The sequence below is a fragment of the Limnohabitans sp. Rim8 genome (genome assembly GCF_943326455.1).
Classification (GTDB): domain Bacteria; phylum Pseudomonadota; class Gammaproteobacteria; order Burkholderiales; family Burkholderiaceae_C; genus Limnohabitans_A.
This window is the reverse complement of sequence record NZ_CALPTI020000007.1, coordinates 142,865-164,737: the sequence shown is the minus strand read 5'-3', so window position 1 is coordinate 164,737 and position 21,873 is coordinate 142,865. Positions and strand designations below refer to the sequence as shown.

Sequence of the window (21,873 nt, the reverse complement as noted above, 5' to 3'; positions counted from 1 at the left end):
TTGAGGATGGGCGAACCTGCGTCGATCTCCGCTTGCGTGACCACGTGGCTGGCGGTGTAAGACCAGGTCTCACCCACATCCAGCTCGCCATCTTCAGAAGCGGCATCGATCACCAGGGTGGGGGCTCCGATGAAGGGATCGGACACGACCACACCGGTGAGGGTCTGGTTGCCGGTGTTTTGTACGGTGATGGTGTAGCTGATGACTTCACCCGCCACGTTGGCGGTACCGCCAGGGACTGTGGCATCTTTGACAATGTTGAGCGCAGGCATCAGCTGCTGGTTGCCAAAATCCACATCCATGAATTTGGGGGACATGGCAGTGATCACAATGCCAAGGGGGTTGGGTGTGGTTTGCACCCAACCCGTTTGCTGGACTTCTCGCACCACATAGGCGTCGTTATCAGGGTCCGTTGGATCGGCATCGGGTGTGACCGAGAAGCTGTAACGGCCTTGTGCATCTGTGATGGTGGAGCGCTCGCCAGCGTCCAGCACGCCATCGGCATCCTTGTCTAGGAAGATGGTCCAGCTGGCCATACCGACTTCGTCGTCTGCTGTGCCTGCAACATTGTCGATGCCATCGGCATCCCGGGCGCCGTTACCGTCCATGTCATTGAACTTCATGCCGCTTATTTCGCCATCGATGATGGCGGAGGGCATGAGCTGGATGGATGTGGCCCCTTTGCCGCCGATGTCCACGGTGGTTTGGAGCGAGCCACCGCTCCAGGCTGTGGCACCCAGAGTCGGTCCAAAGCCTTGGGCAGGCACATCTCCGGGCGCGGCAATCATCAGGCCGTACTGGATTTCGGCACCACCGTTTTGTGTGGTGGATCCGGTGTAAGTGAAGGTGATGGTGACTTGGCCATCCATTGTTCCACCCCCTCGGGTGATGTAAGCAACATCACTCACACCGGTGATGTTGGCATTGACCGTCTGGAAGTCACCTTGCATGCCGCCGCCGTTTGAAAAACTGCCGTCGATTGATGTCGAGGCGCCCGCAAAGTTGCTGGGGTCGCGGTCCACATCGGGCGAGGTCATGAACAAAAATCCACCGGCGTTGGTGTTGGCCTGGTAGTAGTTGTAGGTCACATTGAAGGAGTAGCTCTGACCGTTGACCAGCGGTTGACTGTTGCTGGCTTTGTAATAAAAGACGTGGGGAACGACTTCACCCTCGAAGTAATTCGATTTGCTGTCGGACAAGATGTTGTTGTTCCATTCTGCCGATGTGCCCTGCGCAGCATCTCCATCGGCCCAGTGTTGGTAAACCTTGCTGACGTTGGGTGTGGGCAGTGGGGCGGCCAGTGCTGTGCTTGTCAATTGCACAGGGCTGCTTGCAGACGATTCCTGGCTTGCCGTATCCGTCGACACAAATTGCTGGCTGGCCCTGCTCTGAGAAAAGCTTGCGGCATTGTCTTGACTGCTCAATGCATTGACTTGACCGTAAAGCGTGTTCGATGTATTGCCGCTGTCATCGTTGAATTTATCCTGAAAAGTACTTTTCGAGGAAGTGGTTTTCTTAGCCATGGTGAACTCCAGTAGCCAACCATTTGCATGGCCGACATGTGTTGATTTGCTTCCCAAGAGGGAGCTGCAAACTTCTGATTTGCAGACCAACCATGGTGCTGAAACGTCTGGTGATAAGCCATCAATCAATATGTTTGTTTTGATTGACCTGTAGGCCTATTCCAACGATAGGTATCGATCGAGGTGTTTGAAGGCGTGACTTCTGCCACTACCCGTTTGTGTATAGACCGTATGGGCACCACAAACAAACCGTTGGATAAATCGACTTGCTTCGATGATTCTTGGAGCATGAGTCCATGGCCTTGCTGCAATGGTTGCGGCGGCTTCTCGAAATGGAGCAAATCGTGTGGAACTCATTGCATAACGCCAAGACTCTTACATCCCGATTGGTCAGCGACAACGAACTGCAAGCCTTGATCGGCGACCCGGATGAGGAGGTCAAAAATCCCTATGCGCAATCCCTGCCCATGCATGACATTTGGCATGGAAATTCCCGTCGAAATCTTATTCTTGCGGCATTGTCCGAGGACAACTATGACGCCATAAAGGGCAGCTTGGAGGCGGTCAAGCTGAGCGCCGGACAGGTCATTTATGAGGGCGGTCGCGCATTGCAGCATGTTTACTTTCCCACCACTTGCACCGTCTCCTTGTTGTCCAGCACCATGGACGGCGAGACGGTCGAGGTGGCGTTGACAGACCGCAATGGCTTCGTCGGTGTACCGCTTGTTTTGGGTGCAACGTCTATGGCGACCAGTGTTCAGGTTCTGTGTGCAGGGCAGGCTTATCGCATGTCGGCCGATCGCTTTATGTCTTTATTGCGAGATGGCGATCAGCTGCAGCAGTTGGCCATGAGTTATGCGCAGTCTTTGATGATGCAAATGGCCCAGAGCATTGTGTGCAGTCGCCACCATTCCGTCAGCGAACGACTGAGCCAATGGATCCTTCGGAACTCGGACGGGTTGGGCAGCCATGAGTTGATGGTGACCCACGAGACCATTTCCAATATGTTGGGTGTTCGTCGAGAGTCGGTCACACAGGCGGCTGGAAAATTTCAGTCTGCCGGCTGGATCCGAAACAGCCGTGGAAGAATTGCCATCCAAGACCGTTCAGGCCTGCTTCGATCGGTTTGTGAGTGCTATGCGCGTATACAGGACGATTCAGCGCAATATGCGCATCGTTTGGGCCTGTTGTCTGAACGACCCCGTTACAACGGCGCTCAATACGTCATGCACATGGATTCGGAGCCGGTGCACGATGGACAGCAGGATTTGCATAAGTATGTGGATGTCTATGACTTTGCACCCGTGGGCTTTGTGACTTTGAACGCGCAGGCCCTGGTGACACAAACCAACTTGTCTGCGGCGATCATGCTCGACATTCAGCGTTCGCAATGTCAACACAAGCCTTTCCTTGGCTTCTTGGATGAAGCGTCGCGAAATCTTTTCATGGCGTTTCATTGGGAGGTGTTGAGTGGGCAATGTCGCCGGTTTTGTGTGGTGAATTTGCCAGCGACAGCACACCGTGCGGCGATGACCTTGCGCATTGATGCCACGGCGGACGAGTCGGGTGAGGAGAACCGCATGGTGTTGATCGATTTGGGTTCAGATCAACAGAGCCCAGTGCATCACGGAGTGCCGGAGGTTTCGGTTTGGCAGTTCGGTGCCGCGGCCAGGCCTGCATTGGGGGCTTTCAAGGCTTGAAGACTCGGTTCTGACTTTGTGCAGCTGGCATGCTTGGCGGTCTCTGAGCGTCTAAGATAGAGGCATGAAAAAAAGATCCATTGCCTCCTTCGACGTCAGCGCCATCGGCCTGGGCTGCATGAACCTCAGCCACGCTTATGGCGCACCTGTTTCGGCCCAGCAAGCCGAACGCGTGCTGCTCACTGCCTTAGACCAAGGCGTGACTTTTTTTGACACCGCCGCTTTGTATGGCTTTGGCACCAACGAAACCCTGGTGGGCCAAGTGATGAAGCCGCATCGGCAGAAGTTCACATTGGCCAGCAAATGCGGCATGCAAGGGGTTGAGCAAAGCGACGGCAGCAAGGTGCGCGTGATCGACGGCCGCCCCGAGACGATCAAAAAGACCTGCGAAGACGCGCTGCGTCGTTTGCAGACCGATGTGATCGACCTGTATTACTTGCACCGTTGGGACAAGAAAGTGCCGATCGAAGACAGTGTGGGCGCTTTAAGTGATTTGGTGCGCCAAGGCAAGATCCAGACCATTGGATTGTCCGAAGTGTCGGCGGGCACCTTGCGCAAAGCGCACGCGGTGCACCCGATTGCGGCTGTGCAAACCGAATATTCGCTGTGGACGCGCAACCCCGAGATCGCGGTGCTGCAGGCTTGCCGCGACTTGGGTGTGGCCTTTGTGGCTTTTAGCCCCGTGGCCAGGGGGTTTTTGTGCGGCCCTGCTTTGGATGTGTCGGGCTTTGACGCCAAAGACATTCGCCGCAGCATGCCGCGCTTTGCGCCCGACAATGACGCCGCAAACCAAAAGCTCTTGCCCGCCTATAACGCGCTGGCCCAAGAAGCAGGCTGCAGCCCTGCACAACTGGCGCTGGCCTGGCTGCTGCACAAGGGCGAAGACATCATTCCGATCCCCGGCACCACTTCGGTCGATCACCTGCTGGACGACCTGGCTGCGGTGGATGTGAAGCTGGATGCGGGTTTGATGGCGCGTTTGGAGGCACTGATCAACCAGCGCACCGTGGCCGGTGACCGCTACAACGCGCAGTCCAACAGCGAGGTGGACACCGAGGTGTTTGGCTGATTTTGGTTAAGGGGGGCTGGTTAAGGCTGGAAGCGGACGATCACAGCAGGAATGTGGCCTTGTGGTGCCTCTGATGGACAGCAACCACCATCTCTACATCCAAGAGCGTGCTGGTTTTGTGGTCTCGGCCAAGCCCGCGTTCCGGGGTCGGGTCAATCGCAAAGTCAAGGCTCTCCCGCCGGAATTCGTTCATGACTTCTGGGTAAACCGATTCGGTCACTCACACTTCACCGTCGGTAAATGTGCGTCTGAACTTCCCAATTTCTATGGGTACGGCCACCATCATCGGGATAGGAGAGCTGGCGATTGAAATTTGACCAGATACATTGCCCTGCATCTGTTCAACCAACAAGCCTTAGGTGCGCTGAAACACTGAACGATCATCCAATTGCGGCGATGATGAAATTTCAAAAAAGAAAAGGGTTTTATGCCAGCACACCCTGTTGAAAACCATCACGGAGCAAAACCATGAACTTGCCGATCGCCATGACATTTCTGCGCGCCCCGACCCCTTTCCCGCATTTCATGCCTTTGGATCCGGCGCGCACGCAGTTCAGCCATGGCCCAAACAGCCACCCGGGCTCGCTGCCCCGCGTCGCTGTGTTGCACCAGGGGCATGTGGACAACCACCACGCCTTGCGCGCTCAATTGCAAGAACGCGGTTACCCCTTTGAGACCAACAGTGACGGCGAACTCATCGCACACCTGATCGACGCCATCCACCCAGGCAATCCTGTGCAAGCCGTGCAGCGCGCCATGGCCTTGCTGCAGGGGCAAAGTACGTTTGCGGTGCAATTTCACGACCATCCTTATCGCCTGATCACGGCCCAGTCAGGCACTGCTCAAACGCCCAGCCAATTGATTGATATGAGGGGCTGAAGTCTGTGAAAAAGTGTGAGGGAATAGAGACATGACCTGATGTCTCGCATTGCACAAATGCCAAGCCTGGGCACTGTGGTCAGCATGGGTTTTATCCGACCTTTTTTAACCTCGATCTGATCGGCCGCCGGTAGCGGACATCCCTTGGCTGAGGCTGATGTTTTGCGCCTGCCATAGAAGGCTTGGATGGCTGCCTTCGCTGTCGTCCATGACTTCAGTCAGCTGTGTGCACCATCGCATCGACACGCAGCCACTGTCACATGCAATATGTCTTCGTGGATCGCTTGACGTTATCGCGTCAGTCCGTTGGCGGGCCATTGCACTTTGGCACCCTGACGACAAACCCCTCCAGACAAGGAACCCCCAAATGAAAACGCCAACACGCAGACGCTTTATCGAAATCACGCCCTTTGCCGGTCTTGCACTGTTGGCCGCTTGCTCGCCCAAAGTCGAACCACAGAGTGCGCCGGTAGCGACTGCGCCCAATCCCAGTCCGGCGCCCGCGGCCGCACCAGCACCATCAAAGATGACCACCAATCTTCCAATGGTCGAAAAAGGCGACGCCCAAGCCGTGGTTTTTGGCTATGTGGACGACGCCACCCAAGCGGACAAGGTGAAATTCAAAAACCACGTGTCTGGCAGTGCTTGCAGCAACTGCGCCTTGTACCAAGGCAAGGCAGGCGATGTCGCCGGTGGATGCCCTCTGTTTGCCGGCAAGAATGTGGCGGCCAAGGGCTGGTGCACGTCTTGGGCCAAAAAGGCCTGAGCCACTCAAAGATGGTCATCAGTGCCAATCAGACCACCATGACTCATTTGCGCCGCCTTTCCCTCCTTTCGCTGTTGCTTGCGGCGCTGACATTCGGTGGATGCCAAACCACCACCAGTGGTGGCTCGGTCGGCACGGACCGTCAACAGCTCCTTCTGGTTTCGTCCCAGCAGCTTGAACAGATGGCAGCGCAAAGTTACAGCAAGTTGACTTCCGAAGCCGCTGCAAAAGGCACCCTCAATACCGATGCTTCGATGCTTCGGCGCCTTCGTGCGATTGCCCAAAGAATTGAACCCCAGACAAAAACTTTTCGTCCCGACGCGCCTGATTGGAAATGGGAAGTCAACTTGATCAACAGCAGTGAACTCAATGCATTCTGTATGCCGGGTGGAAAAATCATTTTTTACTCAGGCCTGATCCGGCAACTGAATCTGACCGATGAAGAAATAGCCGTGGTGATGGGGCACGAAATTTCGCATGCATTGAGGGAACACTCACGCGAAAAGGTCTCGCAGGCCTTGGCTGCACAATCTGCAATAGGACTGGGCGCTGCACTGTTCGGCTTTGGCCAAGGTTCTGCCGACATTGCAGGAGTCCTGTACCAGTCTCTCGTTGCAACCCGCTTCAGTCGGACCGATGAGAATGAAGCCGATCGAATGGGTCTGGAACTCTCAGCGCGGGCTGGTTATGACCCGCGCGCAGGGGTCACGCTGTGGCAGAAAATGCTCAAAGCCAACAGTGGAAGCACCCCCCTTGTATTTTTAAGCACTCACCCAACAGAGGCCAGCCGCGTGCAGCAAATCGAAGAATTGCTGCCGACTGTCTTGCCTTTGTATAAAGCTGCGCGTCGAGACTGACATCACAAGGGCCCCGAAGGGCCCTTGCTTTTGTGGGTGTCGCTCAGCCCGCGTCAGGCTGCTGTCCCGGCGCAGCTTTTTGAAAGGCTTCCAGTTCCATGCAGGCTTTTTCCACCGCCATGATGTGTGGCCATTTCGTCAGGTCCACATTGAAGCGGCGAGCGCTTTCAACCTGGGGGGCCAGGTACACATCGGCCAGCGTCGGGGTGTCGCCAAAGCTGAAGCGGCCACGTCGTGAATCGGTCGCGATCAAGGCTTCGTAGGCGTCAAAGCCAGAGCTGATCCAGCTGGCGCACCAGGCGTTGATGGCTTCTTCTTTGGCGCCGAATTGTTTGCGCAGCGTTTGCAACACGCGGCGGTTGTTGAGGGGGTGGATGTCACAACCCACCATCGCCGCCAGCGCGCGCACATGGGCGCGGTCGTCCGCGCCTGCAGGCAGCAGGGCGGGCGTGGGGTGTTTTTCTTCCAGCCATTCGATGATGGCCGGCGATTGGATCAGCACCTGTTTACCGGTGTCGAGCGCGGGCACCATTTGCTGGGGGTTGACCGACTTGAAGGCTTCGCCTTGCTGTTCATCGACACGCAGGTCCACCGCCACGTAGTCTGTTGCCACGCCTTTGAGGTTCAGCGCAATGCGCAGGCGGTGAGAGGTGCCGCTTCTGAAAAAACTGTAGAGTTTCATGGGTTTACTCCGCTGGGCCTATGGTCAATGCAAGTTCGGCCACGCCTTCAACGCGGCCAGTGATTTTGTCACCACTCACCACGGCGCCCACGCCTTCGGGGGTGCCGGTGTAGATCAGGTCGCCAGGTTGCAGGTGGTAATAGGTGGACAGGTCGGCAATGATTTCACGGATGTTCCAGATCAGCTTGTCCACGTTGGACGACTGCTTGGTAACCCCATTGACTTCCAGTGCAATCGCACCGTTCTCGATCACCATGCCGGGCATGGGCACGATCTCGGAGCAAACCGAACCTTGCTCGATGTCTTTGCCCGTGTCCCAAGGGCGGCCCTTGTCGCGTGCCACCAGTTGCAGGTCGCGCCGGGTCATGTCCAGGCCTGCGCCATAGCCATAGACCAATTCGTGCGCGTTGGCTTCGCTCACGCGAAAGCCTGCTTTGCCAATCGCCAGCACCAGTTCCATCTCGAAGTGGTAGTTGTTGGTGCGGGGCGGGTAGTCGACGGTCGTGCCGCTTTCGACCAAGGTCTGGGGCGACTTGGTGAAGTAGAACGCCTGCTCGACGCTCTTGTCGACAGGGCGGCCCATCTCCACGGCGTGGGCATGGTAGTTGCGGCCCACGCAAAAAATGCGGTTGATGGCAAAACGCTGTTGTTGGCCACGGATGGGCAGAGAAGGAACGGCGGGAGGGGTAAAGAGGTAAGTGGTCATGTTGTGGAGAGTAAAAAATCAACCGCGGTTTTCGTACACACCCAGCTTGCGGTGCAGGGGCGATTCATCGGCAATGAAGAGAAAGGCGGGCTTGTCCGATTGCAGGTTTTTCAGCGTCACAGCTTCGTAGCCGGGCGCGCAGCAGGTGTCGGCCTCAAGCAGTGTGAAGGTGCTGGCCACGATCTGTGCTTGCACTTGGCCTTCAATCACATGGAACACCTGTGCGGGAGAGCGAGCGGGCAAGCGCAGGGTCTGGCCGGGGCGCAGCATCAGGGCGTAAAAGCCCAAGATGTTTTCTGCATCGCCGCCCGTTTCGGGGTTGGTGTAAGTCACTTGCACCTGTTCCAAACCGGCATCGTCAGAGGCCAGCGATTCAAGCGCGGCTTTGGCGTCTTTCCAAGCGTAGCGCAGCATGGGGTAAGCCTTCTTGCTGCGCTCAAACACATGTGAGGGCACCACGCCGCCACGGGCGTATTGTTTGTCGCCTTGGCCGGGCACCACGGTCTGCCGGTCGCCGTTGATGTGGTAACTGGCCTCCATGTAATAGACCAGGGGCAAGTCCAGCACATCCAGCCAGATCACAGGCTCGGTGCCGTCGTGGCCGTGTTCGTGCCACAGGCCCGTGGGCGTCAGGATCAAATCGCCTCGGCTCATGGGGCATTTTGCGCCGTCCACCGTGGTCCAGGCGCCTTCGCCTTCTACGACCATGCGCACCGCATTGGGGGTGTGGCGGTGGCTGGGGGCCCATTCGCCGGGCATGAGCAGTTGCATGCCCAAGTACATGGCGGCGCTGGCCTGCATTTTGTCGAGGCCGTGGCCGGGGTTGGCCAGCACCAGCACGCGGCGCTCGGCTTTTTCAATCGGGGTCAGCTCGCCCGCCTTGAGCAGCAGCGGCTTGATGTCTTTGTAAGCCCAGCAAGTCGGCTGGGTCTGGCGCGTGGGCACCTTGGGTGGCAGCACGCCGCGCAGGCTGGGCCACAGCGGCACCAAGTTCACGTTGCGCAGGTCTTGCACATAGTCTGGTGGAAGGTCTTCGATTCGGCCGAGGTCGTTCATGGAGTGTCTCCTTTTTATGCGTTGTGTTTTGCTGCGTCGAGGCAGTTGCCCACGTTCCAGCCATAGAGCCATTCCATCGCATCATAAAAGCGCTCGGGGCTGCGGCCGCGCCACAGGTCATTGCGCACCAGGCGCTCGACGCCCTTGGCGTGATAGATGCGGCCCATCTCGCGGCTCGACAGCACGATGCGTGCGGTGCGGGCCACGCGGGCGCGTTGGTACATGTCCAGCGCTTGGGGCCAGTCGTTGCCGTGTGTGCGCAGCGCTTCGCCCAAAGTGACGGCGTCTTCCATGGCCATGCAGGCGCCTTGGGCCATGTATTGCGTGGTGGGGTGCGCTGCGTCGCCCAGCAAGGTCACGCGGCCATAGGTCCACTGGCCAATCGGCTCGCGGTCGGCGGTGGCCCAGCGCTTCCAGGTCTTGGGCAGGTCAATCAATTGGCGCGCCTTGGGGCTGATGCCTTGAAAGTAGCTTTGCACTTCTTCCTTGCTGCCGTCTTTGACGCCCCATTCCTCTTGCTCGCGGCTGTGAAAGGTCACCACCACGTTGTATTGCTCACCGCCGCGCAGGGGGTAGTGCACCAGGTGGCAGTTGGGGCCGACCCAAATGGCGGCGGCGTTCCACTGCAGGTCTTGCGGAAAGTCTTTTTTCTCGACCACGGCGCGGTACACCACATGGCCCGTGACGCGGGCCGGGTCGCCCACAAACTGCTCGCGCACCACCGATTTGACGCCGTCGGCCCCGATCAGGGCGCAGCCCTTGAAGGCTTGGCCGTTTTGGTCCCACACGGTCACGCTGTTGTCGTCTTGCTCGATGCGCACCACGCGGGTGCTGGTGTGAAATTGCACTTGCCCTGTTTCTTGCGCGGCTTCGAGCAATGACAAATGCACATCGGCGCGGTGGATCACGGCATAGGGATTGCCAAAACGCTGGCGGAATTTCTCGTCGGTGGGGATCTTGCCCACTTGGTACTCGTCGATCGCGTCGTGCATCACCATGAAGTCGGTGTACACGGCGCGGCTGCGGGCTTTGTCACCCACGCCCAAAGCGTCAAACGCATGAAACCCGTTGGGGCCAATTTGGATGCCCGCGCCAATCTCGCCGATTTCGGGGGCTTGCTCCAGCACCGTGACCTGAAAGCCTTGGCGCACCAGGGCGAGGGCTGCGGCCAAGCCGCCAATGCCGCCACCTGCGACCAGGACGGGAAGTTGAGTGGGTGCAGTGCTCATGGGAGTTCCAGCCAATGAAGTTGAAAAAGTGACGAGATTATATGCATGCATATTAATTATGCAAATCGTGTCAGGTCGCTTTCTGTCGCGTGAAAACTCGAGGGTGAATTGGACAGATCACCGGCAGTCAAACCGACTAGAATTATCCGACCGCCCGGTTGGTTAATTCAAGCAGACCGGGTTTGAACTTCTCAGAAAGCGTTGACCCATGTCCCAAGTCCTGCAAAGTTTCATCGGTGGCCAGTGGATCGGCCAGCAAGGGGCGCAAGCTCTGCGCAGCGCCATTACTGGTGCCACCTTCTACCAAACCCATGCCGAAACGATTGACTTTGGCGACGCGGTGCACCATGCACGTACCGTGGGACTGCCCAATTTGCTCAAGCTGGACTTTCAAGAACGCGCCCAGCGCCTCAAGGCTTTGGCCAAATATTTGGGCGAACACAAAGAACAGCTTTACGCCATCTCGTCCCACACCGGTGCCACGCGTGCCGACAGCTGGGTGGACATCGAAGGCGGCGCAGGCACGCTGTTCGCGTATTCGGGCATGGGCAGCAACGAGCTGCCCAGTGGCAATCTGATCCACGAAGGACCGGCATTCCCTTTGGGCAAAAAAGGCGGCTTTGCGGGCACGCACATTCTGGTGCCGCGCGGCGGCATCGCGGTGCACATCAACGCCTTCAACTTCCCCATCTGGGGCCTCTTGGAAAAGTTTGCGCCCAGCTTTTTGGCGGGAATGCCCTGCATCGGCAAACCCGCTTCGTCCACCAGCTACCTGACCGAAGCCATGGTACGTCTTGTGGAGCAATCGGGCATCTTGCCTGCGGGTGCTTTGCAGCTGGTGATTGGCTCGACCGGTGACCTGCTCGACCGCCTGAACGGCCAGGACGTGGTGACGTTTACCGGCTCGGCCGACACCGCCGCCATGCTGCGTGTGCACCCCAATGTGGTCAAGCACAGCATCCCCTTCAACGCCGAAGCCGACTCGCTCAACTGCGCCATCCTCGCCCCCGATGTCTCGCCCGATGACGAAGAGTTCGACCTGTTCGTGAAGGAAGTCGCCCGCGAGATGACTGTGAAAGCGGGCCAAAAATGCACTGCGATTCGCCGCGCCATCGTGCCGCGCCAGCACTTGGACGCTGTCGCTGAAAAGCTCAAGGCCCGTCTGGCCAAAGTGGTGGTGGGTGATCCGTCTGTCGAGGGCGTGAAGATGGGGGCACTGGCCTCGCATGCGCAACAAGCCGATGTGGCCGAGCGCGTGGCCCTGCTGCGCCAAAGCGCCGAACTGGTGTTTGGTGGTGGGGACGATTTCCAGCCGGTGGGGCAGGGCGTTGAAGGCGGTGCCTTCTTCCAGCCCACGCTGCTCCTGTGCCAAAAGCCTTTGCACACCGACAGCGTGCACGATGTGGAGGCCTTTGGCCCCGTGAGCACGCTCATGCCTTACGACGGCATCGACGAAGCCCTGCAGCTGGCCGCGCGCGGCCAGGGCAGCTTGGTGGGCACGCTGGTCACCAAAGACCCGCAAATCGCAGCCCGCATGATCCCGGTGGCCGCCGCATTGCATGGCCGCCTGCACATCCTGGACCGCGAAGCCGCGGTCGAATCCACGGGCCACGGCTCGCCGCTGCCGCCGCTCAAGCACGGTGGCCCCGGCCGCGCGGGGGGCGGTGAAGAACTCGGCGGCATCCGCGCCGTCAAGCACCTGATGCAGCGCACCGCGCTGCAAGGCTCGCCCACCATGATCGCCGCCGTCACGGGCGAATACATGCGCGGCGCCAAATTGATCGAGACCGAGGTGCACCCTTTCCGCCGCCACTTTGAAGAGCTGCAAATTGGCGAGAGTTTGTTGACCCACCGCCGCACGGTGGGCGAGGCCGACATCGTGGCCTTTGGCGGTCTGTCCGGCGACTATTTCTACATGCACTTCGACGAGATCGCCGCCAGGGACTCGCCGTTTGGCAAGCGCATTGCGCACGGCTACTTTGTATTGTCGGCCGCTGCGGGCCTGTTTGTATCGCCCGCGCCTGGCCCGGTGCTGGCCAACTACGGCTTGGACACCCTGCGCTTCGTCAAGCCCGTGGGCATTGGCGACACCATCCAGGCGCGCCTGACGGCCAAGCGCAAGATCGACCGCCAAAAGAAAGACGCCAACGGTGTGGGGCAGGGCGTGGTGGCTTGGGACGTGGAAGTGACCAACCAGTTGGGTGAAGTCGTGGCCAGCTACGACATCTTGACGCTGGTGGCCAAGAAGGGCTGAGGCGCATGCGGGGATAATCACCGCCATGAGATCCCCCATTGCCGTTGTTGACGTTGACCGTTGCGAAACCTGGACCCGCTACAAAGCCGGTTTGTGCGACACCTGTGCGGCCAACTGCTGCACCATGCCGGTCGAGGTCAAGATGGCCGACTTGGTGCGGTTGGGCATGGTGGACCCGTTTGAGGCCGAGCACGAAGACCCCAAACAGATCGCCAAGCGTCTGACCAAGGCCGGACTCATAGAGCATTTCAACTTCAAAAACAGCATCTTCAGTCTGGCGCGTCGCGCCAGTGGTGACTGCCAGTTTCTCGATGCCAAGACGCGCCGATGCACGGTGTACGACAAGCGCCCCAACACCTGCCGTTTGCACCCGCAAGTGGGGCCGCGCCCCAACCACTGCCCTTACGGCAACAAAGCGCAATCGCGTTGATCGATGACAAAACACACAGGTCATTACGCCGAATTCACTTCGCCAGACCAGCACCGTTTCCGTGCGTTTGTGGCGCACCCCTCCAGTCCCCCACGAGGTGCTTTGGTTCTGTTGCATGAGATGGATGCCAGATCGCCCAACCGCGTTCATTCCATGGCCCCATCCAACCCCATGCCCGGGCTGAGCCAGCGCATTCGGGCCTTGGCCAGCGAGCATGCGGCCAGAGGTTATCTGGTGGTGGCGCCATCGCTGTTTGGCAGAGGCCGGGCAGGCCAGGGTCATGGTTACCACTACCAGATGGGTTTCTCGGGCGAGCAATTGGTGAAACCTTTGCAGCCGGTAGACTCAAGCCGCATCATGCTGGACGTCCAGACCGTGGTGACTTGGGCCCAAGGGCAGGTGGCTCAGGGCAAAGTGGGCCTCATGGGATTTTGCTGGGGCGGCTTGCTCGCTTGGCAAGCCGCGTGCACCATGCCGCAAATTTTTGCAGCCGCTTCTTTTTATGGCGGGGGGATGACGAACCCGGAGGTGCGCGGGTTGCGACCGCTCTGCCCGGTGCTGGTTCATCTGCCTTCCAATGGCGCGTGGATGACGCAAGAAGCCATGGATGAATTTGTGGCTGTGCAGCGAGATCACTTTGCCGCCCACGGGGCGGTCAGCCCGGGTCAAAAAGGGCCGATGGTTCAGATCGAGCGCTACGATGCGGCCTATGGCTTTGATCATGCCGGCAGCCGACAGTTCGATGCGATGGCATCGCAGGTGGCCAGACTGAAAACCACCTCTTTCTTGGACAAATACCTGAATGTTTAGGCGCATCCAAAGGCGCTGTCAAGAGACCGTCTGTGGCGTTAGGTGGGTGGGCAGTGCGAGCAGATCCTGAAGCTTCAAGGGCTTGGAAAAAAAGTAGCCTTGTGCTTGTTGGCAACCGAGCTTGATCAAGGTGTCTTGCTGAAAACGGTTTTCCACGCCTTCAGCCGTCACCTCAAGCCCCAGCGATTGCGCCAAGGCCAGAATCCCTGAAATGATTTTGATGTTTTCTTCCCGCTCCATACCGGCGATGAATGACATGTCAATTTTCAATTTTTGAATGGGCATGCTTGCAAGGCGCGACAAAGAAGAATAAGACTTGCCAAAATCATCGATGGCAATGCGCACACCCAAGCCCATGATGGCCTGTAGTTGACCGACCAGTTCTTGTTGGCTCAAGGTGCAATTCGTTTCAGTCACTTCCAGAACAAAACCATCCAAACCGTTTTCAAGTTCTGCTGCTAAGTTGGAAAGGATCGTCAAAAGACGCTTTCCACACATCAACTGGGGGGACGAATTCAAGGCGATCGTTGCATTGGGAAAGTGGGCGCGGATCGCGTGGCTGTCTTTGACCACTTGGGTAAACATGTGCTCTGTCAGAGGGTCTATGGCGCCAGATTGCTCGGCCAATGGAATGAATTCTGCCGGGCTGATCCAGCCCAATTCTTCGTCATGCCACCGTGCCAAGGCCTCAAATCCGATGACTTTTCCGGTCAGCAGATCCACCTCGGGTTGGTAATGCGGTTGGATTCGACCTTCCCGAATGGCCGCAGTCAGCTTGCTGTCGACTTTGTTTTTTCGGGTGGTGGCCGCCATCATCTGGACATTGAGCCACTGGATCTGATTGCGACCGGCTTCCTTGGCGCTCAGCAAAGCGGTGTCTGCATAAATGAGCAGCTGGTTGATCGATTCCGAGTGATCGGGAAACAAAGCAGCCCCAGCGCTGAAGGTGGCTGTGACCTGCACGGTATCGAAGTGATGGACAGTGAAAACTGCAGGCTTGAAAATCAGTTTCAATTTGTTCTTGAAATCAGCGATCGGTTCATCGACATCCAGCACAGCAATGAATTCGTCCCCTGAGCGTCGGCACAAGAAATTGCCATCGGGCAATATGGCCTTGAGATGTTGCGCGATCTGCCGAATGACTTCATCGCCTTGATCGTGACCAAAGGTGTCGTTGATGTTTTTGAAATTGTCCAGGTCAATGAACAAGATCGCAAAGCGAGTGCCATCCACTTTTTTCTGGGTGTACTCCAAAAATCGCCTGTAGTTGGGCAGCCCTGTCAAAAAATCTTCTTGCAGAAGGTCTTGAAGTTTTTTTTCTGCTTCACGAATCGCCCTGATATCCGAAAAAACGGAAACATGGCCTTGATTCACGCCTTGGGAATCCAGCAAGGTGGACACCGACAGCAACACAGGCAACTGGGTGTGTTGTTTGCTTAAAAAATAGGTTTCGCCTCGCCAAACACCCAGACGGCGGACAGCATCGGCAATGACCGACAAGTCAACGCCCTTGTGGTCTTGGATGTAGAGCCGTCCGGCAGGTTGGTGCAGGAGCTCTTCTTTGGTGTAGCCCGTCATGTCTGTCAATGCGGCGTTCACATCCACGACCAAACCTTGCTTGTTTGTGATCAAAATGGCTTCGGCCGCAGTCTCGAAGACCCTGGAGAAAATCGCTTGCCTTTGGGTGGCCCGTCGTTGATTTCGCAGCATGCTTTGCAAGACGTTGGACACCTTGGCAATTTCATCTCCGGTGTTGTCACTGAATGCCTCATCACCGCGACCCTGCACTGTGTCAGAGGCCAGTTGCACCAGATCATCCAGTCGGCGCGTGGTGCGTTCTGAAAAAAGTCGGGTCCAGCGTCTCAGACCCAGGAACAGCAAGCCGCCACAGAGCAATGAAACTGTCAAACCCGTCATCACAAACAGAAATGCGGACAAATAGCTTTGTTGGAGTTGAATATGAAGGGTGTGGTTTTTTCCAGCGTAGTCCCATTCAAATTTGAAGGCTTCACTGTGTTTGGAAAGATCCGACGCAGAGTCTAAAAATGGGGTCAGGCTGTAATTGACTTTCAGATCTTTTGGGAAATTCAGCATGGTCATGACCTGGCCCAGATCAAGTTGAAGCCAAATGATGCCGATGGTGCTGTCTGTGAAATTGGGCGTGACAGGCACGCTGGCTGACAGATACTTAGATTGTTCGATGGTGATCAGATCCAGGTGGGTCTGGCTGTCCCCGATGGTTTTTGTGATGTTGTCCGGGACATCCTTAAACCAACTCGCTGAACTACCGCTCTGGATGAAAAATCGGCCGAGGTAATCCAGCAGTTCAAACTGGTGAAATTTGCTTTGATTGGCTTTTTCCAGAAGTGGCAGGAGATACGTTCCCCGTCCCTCCGAGTCCGTCAGTCCGGTCCAGACCTCTGTCGAATGGGCCAAGTCATTGGCCTGGCGGAAGGAGTAGCTGATTTCGGAGCTGAGACGCGTGGCAATCAGCGCCTTGTAATGTTTGAACTCTTCTTGCTGATAGAAAAAAATACCGTACAGGGCCAACAGCATGCACAGCGATGTCACCCCTAAGACGTAGGCTCCAAAGAGCCTGAAAACATCATGTCTGATCTGTGCTTTGAGCGATTTCAATCGTCCCATGTCAGTCTTGCGGTATCAGGTGACCTGAGGGTGTCAATTTGACAAACAGAACTTGCGATTTGTCCAAGGCATCGTGCCGATGTGGGGTGAAGGGCTTGTTGTAGTGCCGGACGGCGCCATGGAATGCGGGCAATTTTTCCAAGGCATCTCTTATTTTGTGGGGCGATGTGGTTTTTGCGGTGTCAATGGCCTTGGCCAGAAGATGGACCGTGTCATAACCATGTGCGGCGCCAACGGGGCTGGGAATGTCTTGTGTGCTTTTCAGGCCATGGTTTTTCATAATCCAATCGGCGAGGTAAACGGCACGAGGGCGCTGGTTGTTGATGAAGGTGAAGGTCTGGATGAAATCGATGCGCACCTTGGGCAGTTCTTCAGTGACCAACTCGTGCAAGGTGCCCCCCACAGCGCCCCAATGGGCCACCACGGGCATGCGCATGGGCGGGTCCTGTGCGGCGATTTCTTTGACCAACATGGCGCCTTCCTTTTCATTGCCGACAAACAGCAGGCCTTGGGTGCGTGATTCCAGGCAGGCACGGTACTGATCCTTGAGCGATGGGTCACCCCAGTTATACCAACGCACCACTGGAAATTGGGCCGTGTCTTTCCCAGATTTTTCTAAAATCACTTTTTCTGCTGAACGACCCCAGGCCGTGTTGGGCAAGATGGCACAAGCTTGCCGAACCCTGTATTTCGAGGAGAGTCGATTCATCATCGCTTCGACGCCCCACTCGTCCTTGAGTGAGACCCTAAACGAGTAGGACGGTTTGTGGTCGTGATCGGTGATGGGATCTGCTGAACCCCAGACGCTGATCAAGGGGACCTTCAGTCGGTGTGCCTCGGGCAGCATCTCTACGCTGATGGGACTGAATTTACCCGTCAAGACGGCCACCATATCTTGGGCAGTCGCCAATCGGACAAAATTGTCTTTGCCCATGGCTGAGATGCCTTTGTTGTCGGTGGTCATCAGTTTCAGTGGGCGTCCATTGAGCACGCCGCCATTGGCGTTGATTTTTTCCAGCGCGGCTTTGATGCCCCATTCGATGGCCATCGCGGAGGTGTTGGTTTTGAGGCTGTAGGCGTCATCAAACCCGATCCACACGGGCGGTTTTTGGGGCTGGGCTGGGGTTTGTGCCCAGGTCTGTGCGGCACAAGTACAGACGAAGGCTGCAAGGACTTGGACTTTGCAATGCAGCCCCCTGCGGGCGGTATTCAAAGGCATCAAGAGGGTTTTACCCATGGAACGTTTTCTCCCATAAAGACGACATCAACAGACGGGTTGAACTGCTCGTGGGGGCCACTGTGCTGTAACGCCCCGAAAAAAGTTTGCAGATCATGGCGTGGCGCTGCGCCTGGCTGCTGTATTCAAAAGTGGCTGCCAGCTGGCCGTGGTGTTGCCGCACGGGTTGTATCGTCACGCGTCCAACGCCTTGCACTGTCAAGCTGGTTTTGTCTTTTTTGAAAAGGCCATTGGCCGTCTCAGGCAGCGCCAATTTGCAACCACCGACGCTGGCATCGATGAGCTCAACCGGGATGCTGGTTTCGCCATCGTGGACGGTGGCCGGTTCGGCCATCCAGAAGCGCTCTTCCTTGCGCAAACGTGGGCCTTCAAAACAAAGCAAAGCGGCCAATCCCAAAGTCACCACGTTCAGCATGGACCAGAACATGGCAATGGGGAAAAACTCGTCGTGCGGCACCACCGCCAACTCGGGCACGACGTTCATCAGCAAGCCCACCAAGGTCAGGGCCATGCACGTCAAAATCATGCCCAGACTGAACAGGTCCACCTGACGGCCTTGGACGGCGTCCGAGCCTTTGGGGGTGACTTTGAACGGTTGACCAAAGGGTTTGATCAGCGATGCCAGCACGGTTGGGCCCAATCTGAAACTTGCAAACACGCCGACGGGGCCAGAGACCAGCGGTGAAAAATGACCGCCGACCAGCCAGCGCATGGCCAGAAAAAACGACAAGAAAACCGGCAGTTGGTAAAACACCATGTCTGCCGAGTCCGTGAAGTGAAAAGGCAACCATCCCAACAGCAGATACGCCAGAGGAATGGCGATCAGCATCAGCCGAACGGCGTACTGCGTGAGCCAACTGGTGGGAAAAAAAAGGATGCGCTGCATGACGCTCAGACCGGGACCCAAGGGGCCCGCTGGCAAAAACAAGGACTGAATGGCCCCACGGCACCAGCGCTCGCGCTGCACGAAGAAGCCTTCGATCGATTCGGCCGCCAGCCCCATGCTCAGGCGTTCATTCAGGTAAATGGTCTGGTAGCCTTTGCGCAGCATGACCAAGGTGGTGAGCAAGTCTTCGGTGATGCTCTGGGTGGGAATACCGCCGATGGCATCGACCGCTTTGCGGCGCATGATGCTGCACGAGCCGCAGCAAAACGCCGCCTGCCAGGCATCGCGGGAAGCGGCCATTTGGTCAAAAAACAAGCGTTGCTCGTCCGGGTAAGCCTGCATCAGGCCCAGGTTGGTTTGGATCGGGTCTTGGTTGTAGAAGTGTTGGGGCGTCTGAACGATGCCAATAGTCGGGTCTTCGAAAAACCCAAGAGTGCGATGAATGAAGTTTTTGGCGGGGACAAAGTCCGCGTCAAAGACAGCGATGAACTGGCCTTGGGCATGGGCCAATGCATGGTTCATGTTGCCCGCCTTGGCGTGCGAATTGTCGGCTCGGGTCAAGTAGCGAACGCCAGTCTCTTCACAAAACTGGCGCAGCCAATCGCGCTTGCCATCGTCCAGCACCCAGACGGTTTTGTGCGGGTAGTCCACTGCGGCTGCAGCCACAATGGTTTTTTCCAGGACGTCCAGTGGCTCGTTGTAGGTCGGAATGAAAATGTCGACTTCGGGCAAGGGACTGGGCATGCGGTGTTGGTCGGCTTGTGCGCTTCGGGTGTTGGTTCGGCTCATGATCAACAAGAAGACCGCCACCTCGATGAAGGCCAAAATTTCAACGCCCCAGACACCCCAGATCCATGACTGAGACCAGTCGCTGTCGCCTTGATCAGGCCACACGGTGCTGAACAAGCGCCAGGCCAAATACTGCAAACACAGCAGCACGGGAAGCAGGCACACCATCTGCCTGACCCTGAGGTCGGTTCGCTGGCTGTCCCACACCAGCAAAAAGAAAACCGTGACCACCAACAACGGGACGTAGGCCATGGCGGAGATCAGGTGAACAACGCGCTGACTCGGCTGAGCCAGACCGAGGGACGCCAGTCGCGCGGCACTTTGACATCGACTTTGCGACCGACGTAGCACAAGTTTTCTTGGGCTTTGTCCAGGTCAGCAGACGCAATCTTCACGAAAATCCGGGCATCCTTTTTTTCACGTTGCAGTTGCGCGACCAAGGTCACGTCTTGCAAGTTGTTGCCACTGCCCGTCACAGCATCAATGTGGCCCGTCAACCAGGCGGTGCTGCCAATCAGTCGGTACTGAACCGCTTTGCCCACTTGAAACGATTCGAGCGATGACTCCGGAACGGCCACATCCAGGAACAGGTTGTCGCAAGAGATCACATGGGCGAGGTCTGTGCCGATCACGACTTCGGTGCCGTTGCTGCCGAATTTGCGCCACAACACGCCTTGGCTGGGTGCGAGCATGCGCACTTCGCGGGCCAAGGCCATGCTTTCTCGCTCCTTGTCGATTTGCAATTGAACATCCGAGCTGCGCCGCTCGTTTTCGCGCAGTCGGGCGGCAACGTCGGTGATTTGCAGGCGCACGTCATCCAAGCGTTGCTGTGTGTAGGGGACGTCGTTGCGCCCTTCGCCCAGGTAGACAAAGCGTTGGACGGCTTGCTTTTCGGTTTCCAGCAGCCGGATGCGGGCTTGAAAAATATCGAGTCGGCTTTGGGTGACTTCGAGTGCGTATTGCGCGGCCTCGTTTTGAGCCGGAGAGATGAAGTTTTCCTTGACCAGCAGCGCGTTGCGCTGGGCCAGCAACTGTTGTTCACGGATCAGGCTTTCCTGGGCTTTCTTTTCGGCTTTGGCTTGCGCGAGCTGCTCTTCTAAGCGGAGAAATTCGTGGCTGCGGTGAACAGCGACCCGGGTTTGCAACTCTTTTTGCAGTTGCTGAAGGTTCTTCAGGTGTTGCTGAAGGCCCAAGCTTCTTTCATTCAGGGTTTTTTGCTCCACCTCCATTTCATTGACGGCACTCTCTTTGAACCGCAGGTTGCTGATCCTGACCAGTTCCTCCCCTTGCGCAATGGGCTGGCCAGACATTTTGTTGAAGCCGTCCAGGGCGCCCTCTATGGGGGACTTGATGACCATGTAATGGGTGTTGACGATGGCGTTGATGCTTTGAAAGTTGGCCAAGGCCGGGACAAGCACCACCGCCGCGATCAGTGCAATGCCCACACCGATGGTGCGTTTGGCGTTTTTCAAGGAGGTCAGCATGTTCAAGCTCTGAAGTGGTGGGTTCTTGTTCAATGCTTTTTGGCGGGATGCATCACGCGATAGCACTCGCAAGCTCTGGCGGCCAGCCCGGGGCGGTCCAGGACTTCCAATTGACCGCGTGTGACGTTGATCAAGCGCTCATGGCTCAATTTGCCGGCAGTCAAGGTGACCGATTCGCGCCGAATGCCCAGAACGTCTGCAATTTCCTGGTGGGTGACCTGAAGGGTGTGTCCTTGGGTTTTGTCCAAGGTGTTCATGATCCAGCGAACGATTTGTTGTTCGTTGCTGTGTTTGCCGCTGCAGACGGTGGGCATGGCGATCTGCAAAATCATTTGCCGTGTCGCGGCCATCCAGATCTTCAGGAAGGCGCTGTCCTGGGCCAGCTCAGACTGGAAAACGCTCAAGGGCAATTTGTAGGCAAACCCCGAGAACTTCACACGGGCCCTGCTGAAGTTTTGGTTGCCGCCCATCACACCACTGCCGACCATGCCTTCTTTGCCAATCAGGACAATGTCCGCCGAGGAGCCGTCCGAGATGTCGATTTGCATGGCGATGATGGCGCTCACGGGGAAAACAACGAATTGAATCGCCTCGTGAGGCCGAAAGATCAACTGCCCCGTTTCAAGGCAAGTCAACTGAAAGTACGAAATGAGTTTTTCGTATTTTTCGGCATTCAACTGCTCGATCATCAGATTATTCAATGGACTTAACATTTTTAGCCCTTTTGTTAGAACTGATGATTACTGTAATTTTCCGCAACGAATCTGAATGTTCGTTATCGAACATTGTGGGGCCTTTATTGGCAAAAGTAATAAATTTAAAAATTAAATAAAAATTAAAAAAATTGCTTGGCTGTGGGTGTGTTCACAA

18 protein-coding genes are annotated in these 21,873 nt (G+C 56.9%); 8 read left to right on the top strand and 10 right to left on the bottom strand.

The features are described 5' to 3' along the window. A partial coding sequence (locus tag Q1M54_RS07335; protein ID WP_300555754.1) for a hypothetical protein occupies positions 1–1,523 on the bottom strand: 1,523 nt, incomplete at its 3' end. A gap of 296 nt (positions 1,524–1,819) precedes the next feature. Here Q1M54_RS07335 and Q1M54_RS07330 point away from each other — a divergent pair. The 5 genes from Q1M54_RS07330 (at position 1,820) to Q1M54_RS07310 (ending at position 6,794) form a co-directional block, all read left to right on the top strand. Next, complete coding sequence (locus Q1M54_RS07330; protein ID WP_300555752.1) at positions 1,820–3,223, top strand: Crp/Fnr family transcriptional regulator; 1,404 nt, start codon at positions 1,820–1,822, stop codon at positions 3,221–3,223. A 64-nt stretch (positions 3,224–3,287) separates the two neighbouring features. Beyond that, positions 3,288–4,292 carry an aldo/keto reductase gene (locus tag Q1M54_RS07325; protein ID WP_300555750.1) on the top strand — a complete coding sequence of 335 codons (1,005 nt, stop codon included), beginning with the start codon at positions 3,288–3,290 and terminating at the stop codon, positions 4,290–4,292. Between the two features lie 468 nt (positions 4,293–4,760). Then, positions 4,761–5,171 carry a hypothetical protein gene (locus Q1M54_RS07320; RefSeq protein WP_300555748.1) on the top strand — a complete coding sequence of 137 codons (411 nt, stop codon included), beginning with the start codon at positions 4,761–4,763 and terminating at the stop codon, positions 5,169–5,171. Positions 5,172–5,538: 367 nt separating this feature from the next. Continuing rightward, on the top strand, positions 5,539–5,937 hold the full coding sequence (locus tag Q1M54_RS16400; protein WP_366146252.1) for a high-potential iron-sulfur protein: 399 nt from the start codon (positions 5,539–5,541) through the stop codon (positions 5,935–5,937). Positions 5,938–5,975: 38 nt separating this feature from the next. Continuing rightward, a complete protein-coding gene (locus Q1M54_RS07310) occupies positions 5,976–6,794 on the top strand; it encodes a M48 family metallopeptidase (protein ID WP_300555747.1) in 819 nt (272 codons plus the stop codon). Between the two features lie 43 nt (positions 6,795–6,837). Here the strand turns inward: Q1M54_RS07310 and maiA are convergent, their stop codons facing one another. From maiA to Q1M54_RS07290, 4 genes are read right to left on the bottom strand one after another with little or no spacing between them, the layout of a single operon-like run. Beyond that, entirely contained in the window at positions 6,838–7,476 is a 639-nt protein-coding gene (maiA, locus tag Q1M54_RS07305; RefSeq protein ID WP_300555745.1) for a maleylacetoacetate isomerase, read from the bottom strand. Between the two features lie 4 nt (positions 7,477–7,480). Then, positions 7,481–8,182, bottom strand: a complete 702-nt coding sequence (locus tag Q1M54_RS07300) for a fumarylacetoacetate hydrolase family protein (RefSeq protein ID WP_300555743.1) — start codon at positions 8,180–8,182, stop codon at positions 7,481–7,483. Between the two features lie 18 nt (positions 8,183–8,200). Beyond that, positions 8,201–9,238 (bottom strand): cupin domain-containing protein, encoded by a 1,038-nt coding sequence (locus Q1M54_RS07295; protein WP_300555741.1) that lies wholly within the window; start codon positions 9,236–9,238, stop codon positions 8,201–8,203. A gap of 14 nt (positions 9,239–9,252) precedes the next feature. Next, on the bottom strand, positions 9,253–10,467 hold the full coding sequence (locus tag Q1M54_RS07290; protein WP_300555739.1) for a 3-hydroxybenzoate 6-monooxygenase: 1,215 nt from the start codon (positions 10,465–10,467) through the stop codon (positions 9,253–9,255). Between the two features lie 208 nt (positions 10,468–10,675). Between Q1M54_RS07290 and paaZ the strand changes: the two genes are divergently transcribed. The 3 genes from paaZ to Q1M54_RS07275 are packed head-to-tail and all read left to right on the top strand — an operon-like array spanning position 10,676 to position 13,961. After that, positions 10,676–12,721 (top strand): phenylacetic acid degradation bifunctional protein PaaZ, encoded by a 2,046-nt coding sequence (paaZ, locus tag Q1M54_RS07285; protein ID WP_300555737.1) that lies wholly within the window; start codon positions 10,676–10,678, stop codon positions 12,719–12,721. A 25-nt stretch (positions 12,722–12,746) separates the two neighbouring features. Further along, complete coding sequence (locus Q1M54_RS07280; RefSeq protein WP_300555735.1) at positions 12,747–13,151, top strand: YkgJ family cysteine cluster protein; 405 nt, start codon at positions 12,747–12,749, stop codon at positions 13,149–13,151. A 3-nt stretch (positions 13,152–13,154) separates the two neighbouring features. Then, the gene (locus Q1M54_RS07275) at positions 13,155–13,961 is read left to right on the top strand and encodes an alpha/beta fold hydrolase (protein WP_300555733.1); all 807 of its coding nucleotides are present in this window, start codon (positions 13,155–13,157) and stop codon (positions 13,959–13,961) included. An 18-nt stretch (positions 13,962–13,979) separates the two neighbouring features. Here the strand turns inward: Q1M54_RS07275 and Q1M54_RS07270 are convergent, their stop codons facing one another. The 5 genes from Q1M54_RS07270 to Q1M54_RS07250 are packed head-to-tail and all read right to left on the bottom strand — an operon-like array spanning position 13,980 to position 21,692. Next, positions 13,980–16,607 carry an EAL domain-containing protein gene (locus Q1M54_RS07270; protein WP_300555731.1) on the bottom strand — a complete coding sequence of 876 codons (2,628 nt, stop codon included), beginning with the start codon at positions 16,605–16,607 and terminating at the stop codon, positions 13,980–13,982. 1 nt (position 16,608) lies between these two features. Further along, positions 16,609–17,844: an ABC transporter substrate-binding protein gene (locus Q1M54_RS07265; RefSeq protein WP_300555729.1), complete on the bottom strand. Its 1,236-nt coding sequence runs from the start codon at positions 17,842–17,844 to the stop codon at positions 16,609–16,611. Beyond that, positions 17,837–19,771: a glycosyltransferase gene (locus Q1M54_RS07260; RefSeq protein WP_300555727.1), complete on the bottom strand. Its 1,935-nt coding sequence runs from the start codon at positions 19,769–19,771 to the stop codon at positions 17,837–17,839. The genes Q1M54_RS07265 and Q1M54_RS07260 overlap by 8 nt, the downstream gene beginning before the upstream one ends. Positions 19,772–19,779: 8 nt before the next feature. Continuing rightward, positions 19,780–21,003: an HlyD family efflux transporter periplasmic adaptor subunit gene (locus Q1M54_RS07255; RefSeq protein ID WP_300555725.1), complete on the bottom strand. Its 1,224-nt coding sequence runs from the start codon at positions 21,001–21,003 to the stop codon at positions 19,780–19,782. Between the two features lie 29 nt (positions 21,004–21,032). Beyond that, complete coding sequence (locus Q1M54_RS07250) at positions 21,033–21,692, bottom strand: Crp/Fnr family transcriptional regulator (RefSeq protein ID WP_300555723.1); 660 nt, start codon at positions 21,690–21,692, stop codon at positions 21,033–21,035. Between the last annotated feature and the right edge of the window lie 181 nt (positions 21,693–21,873).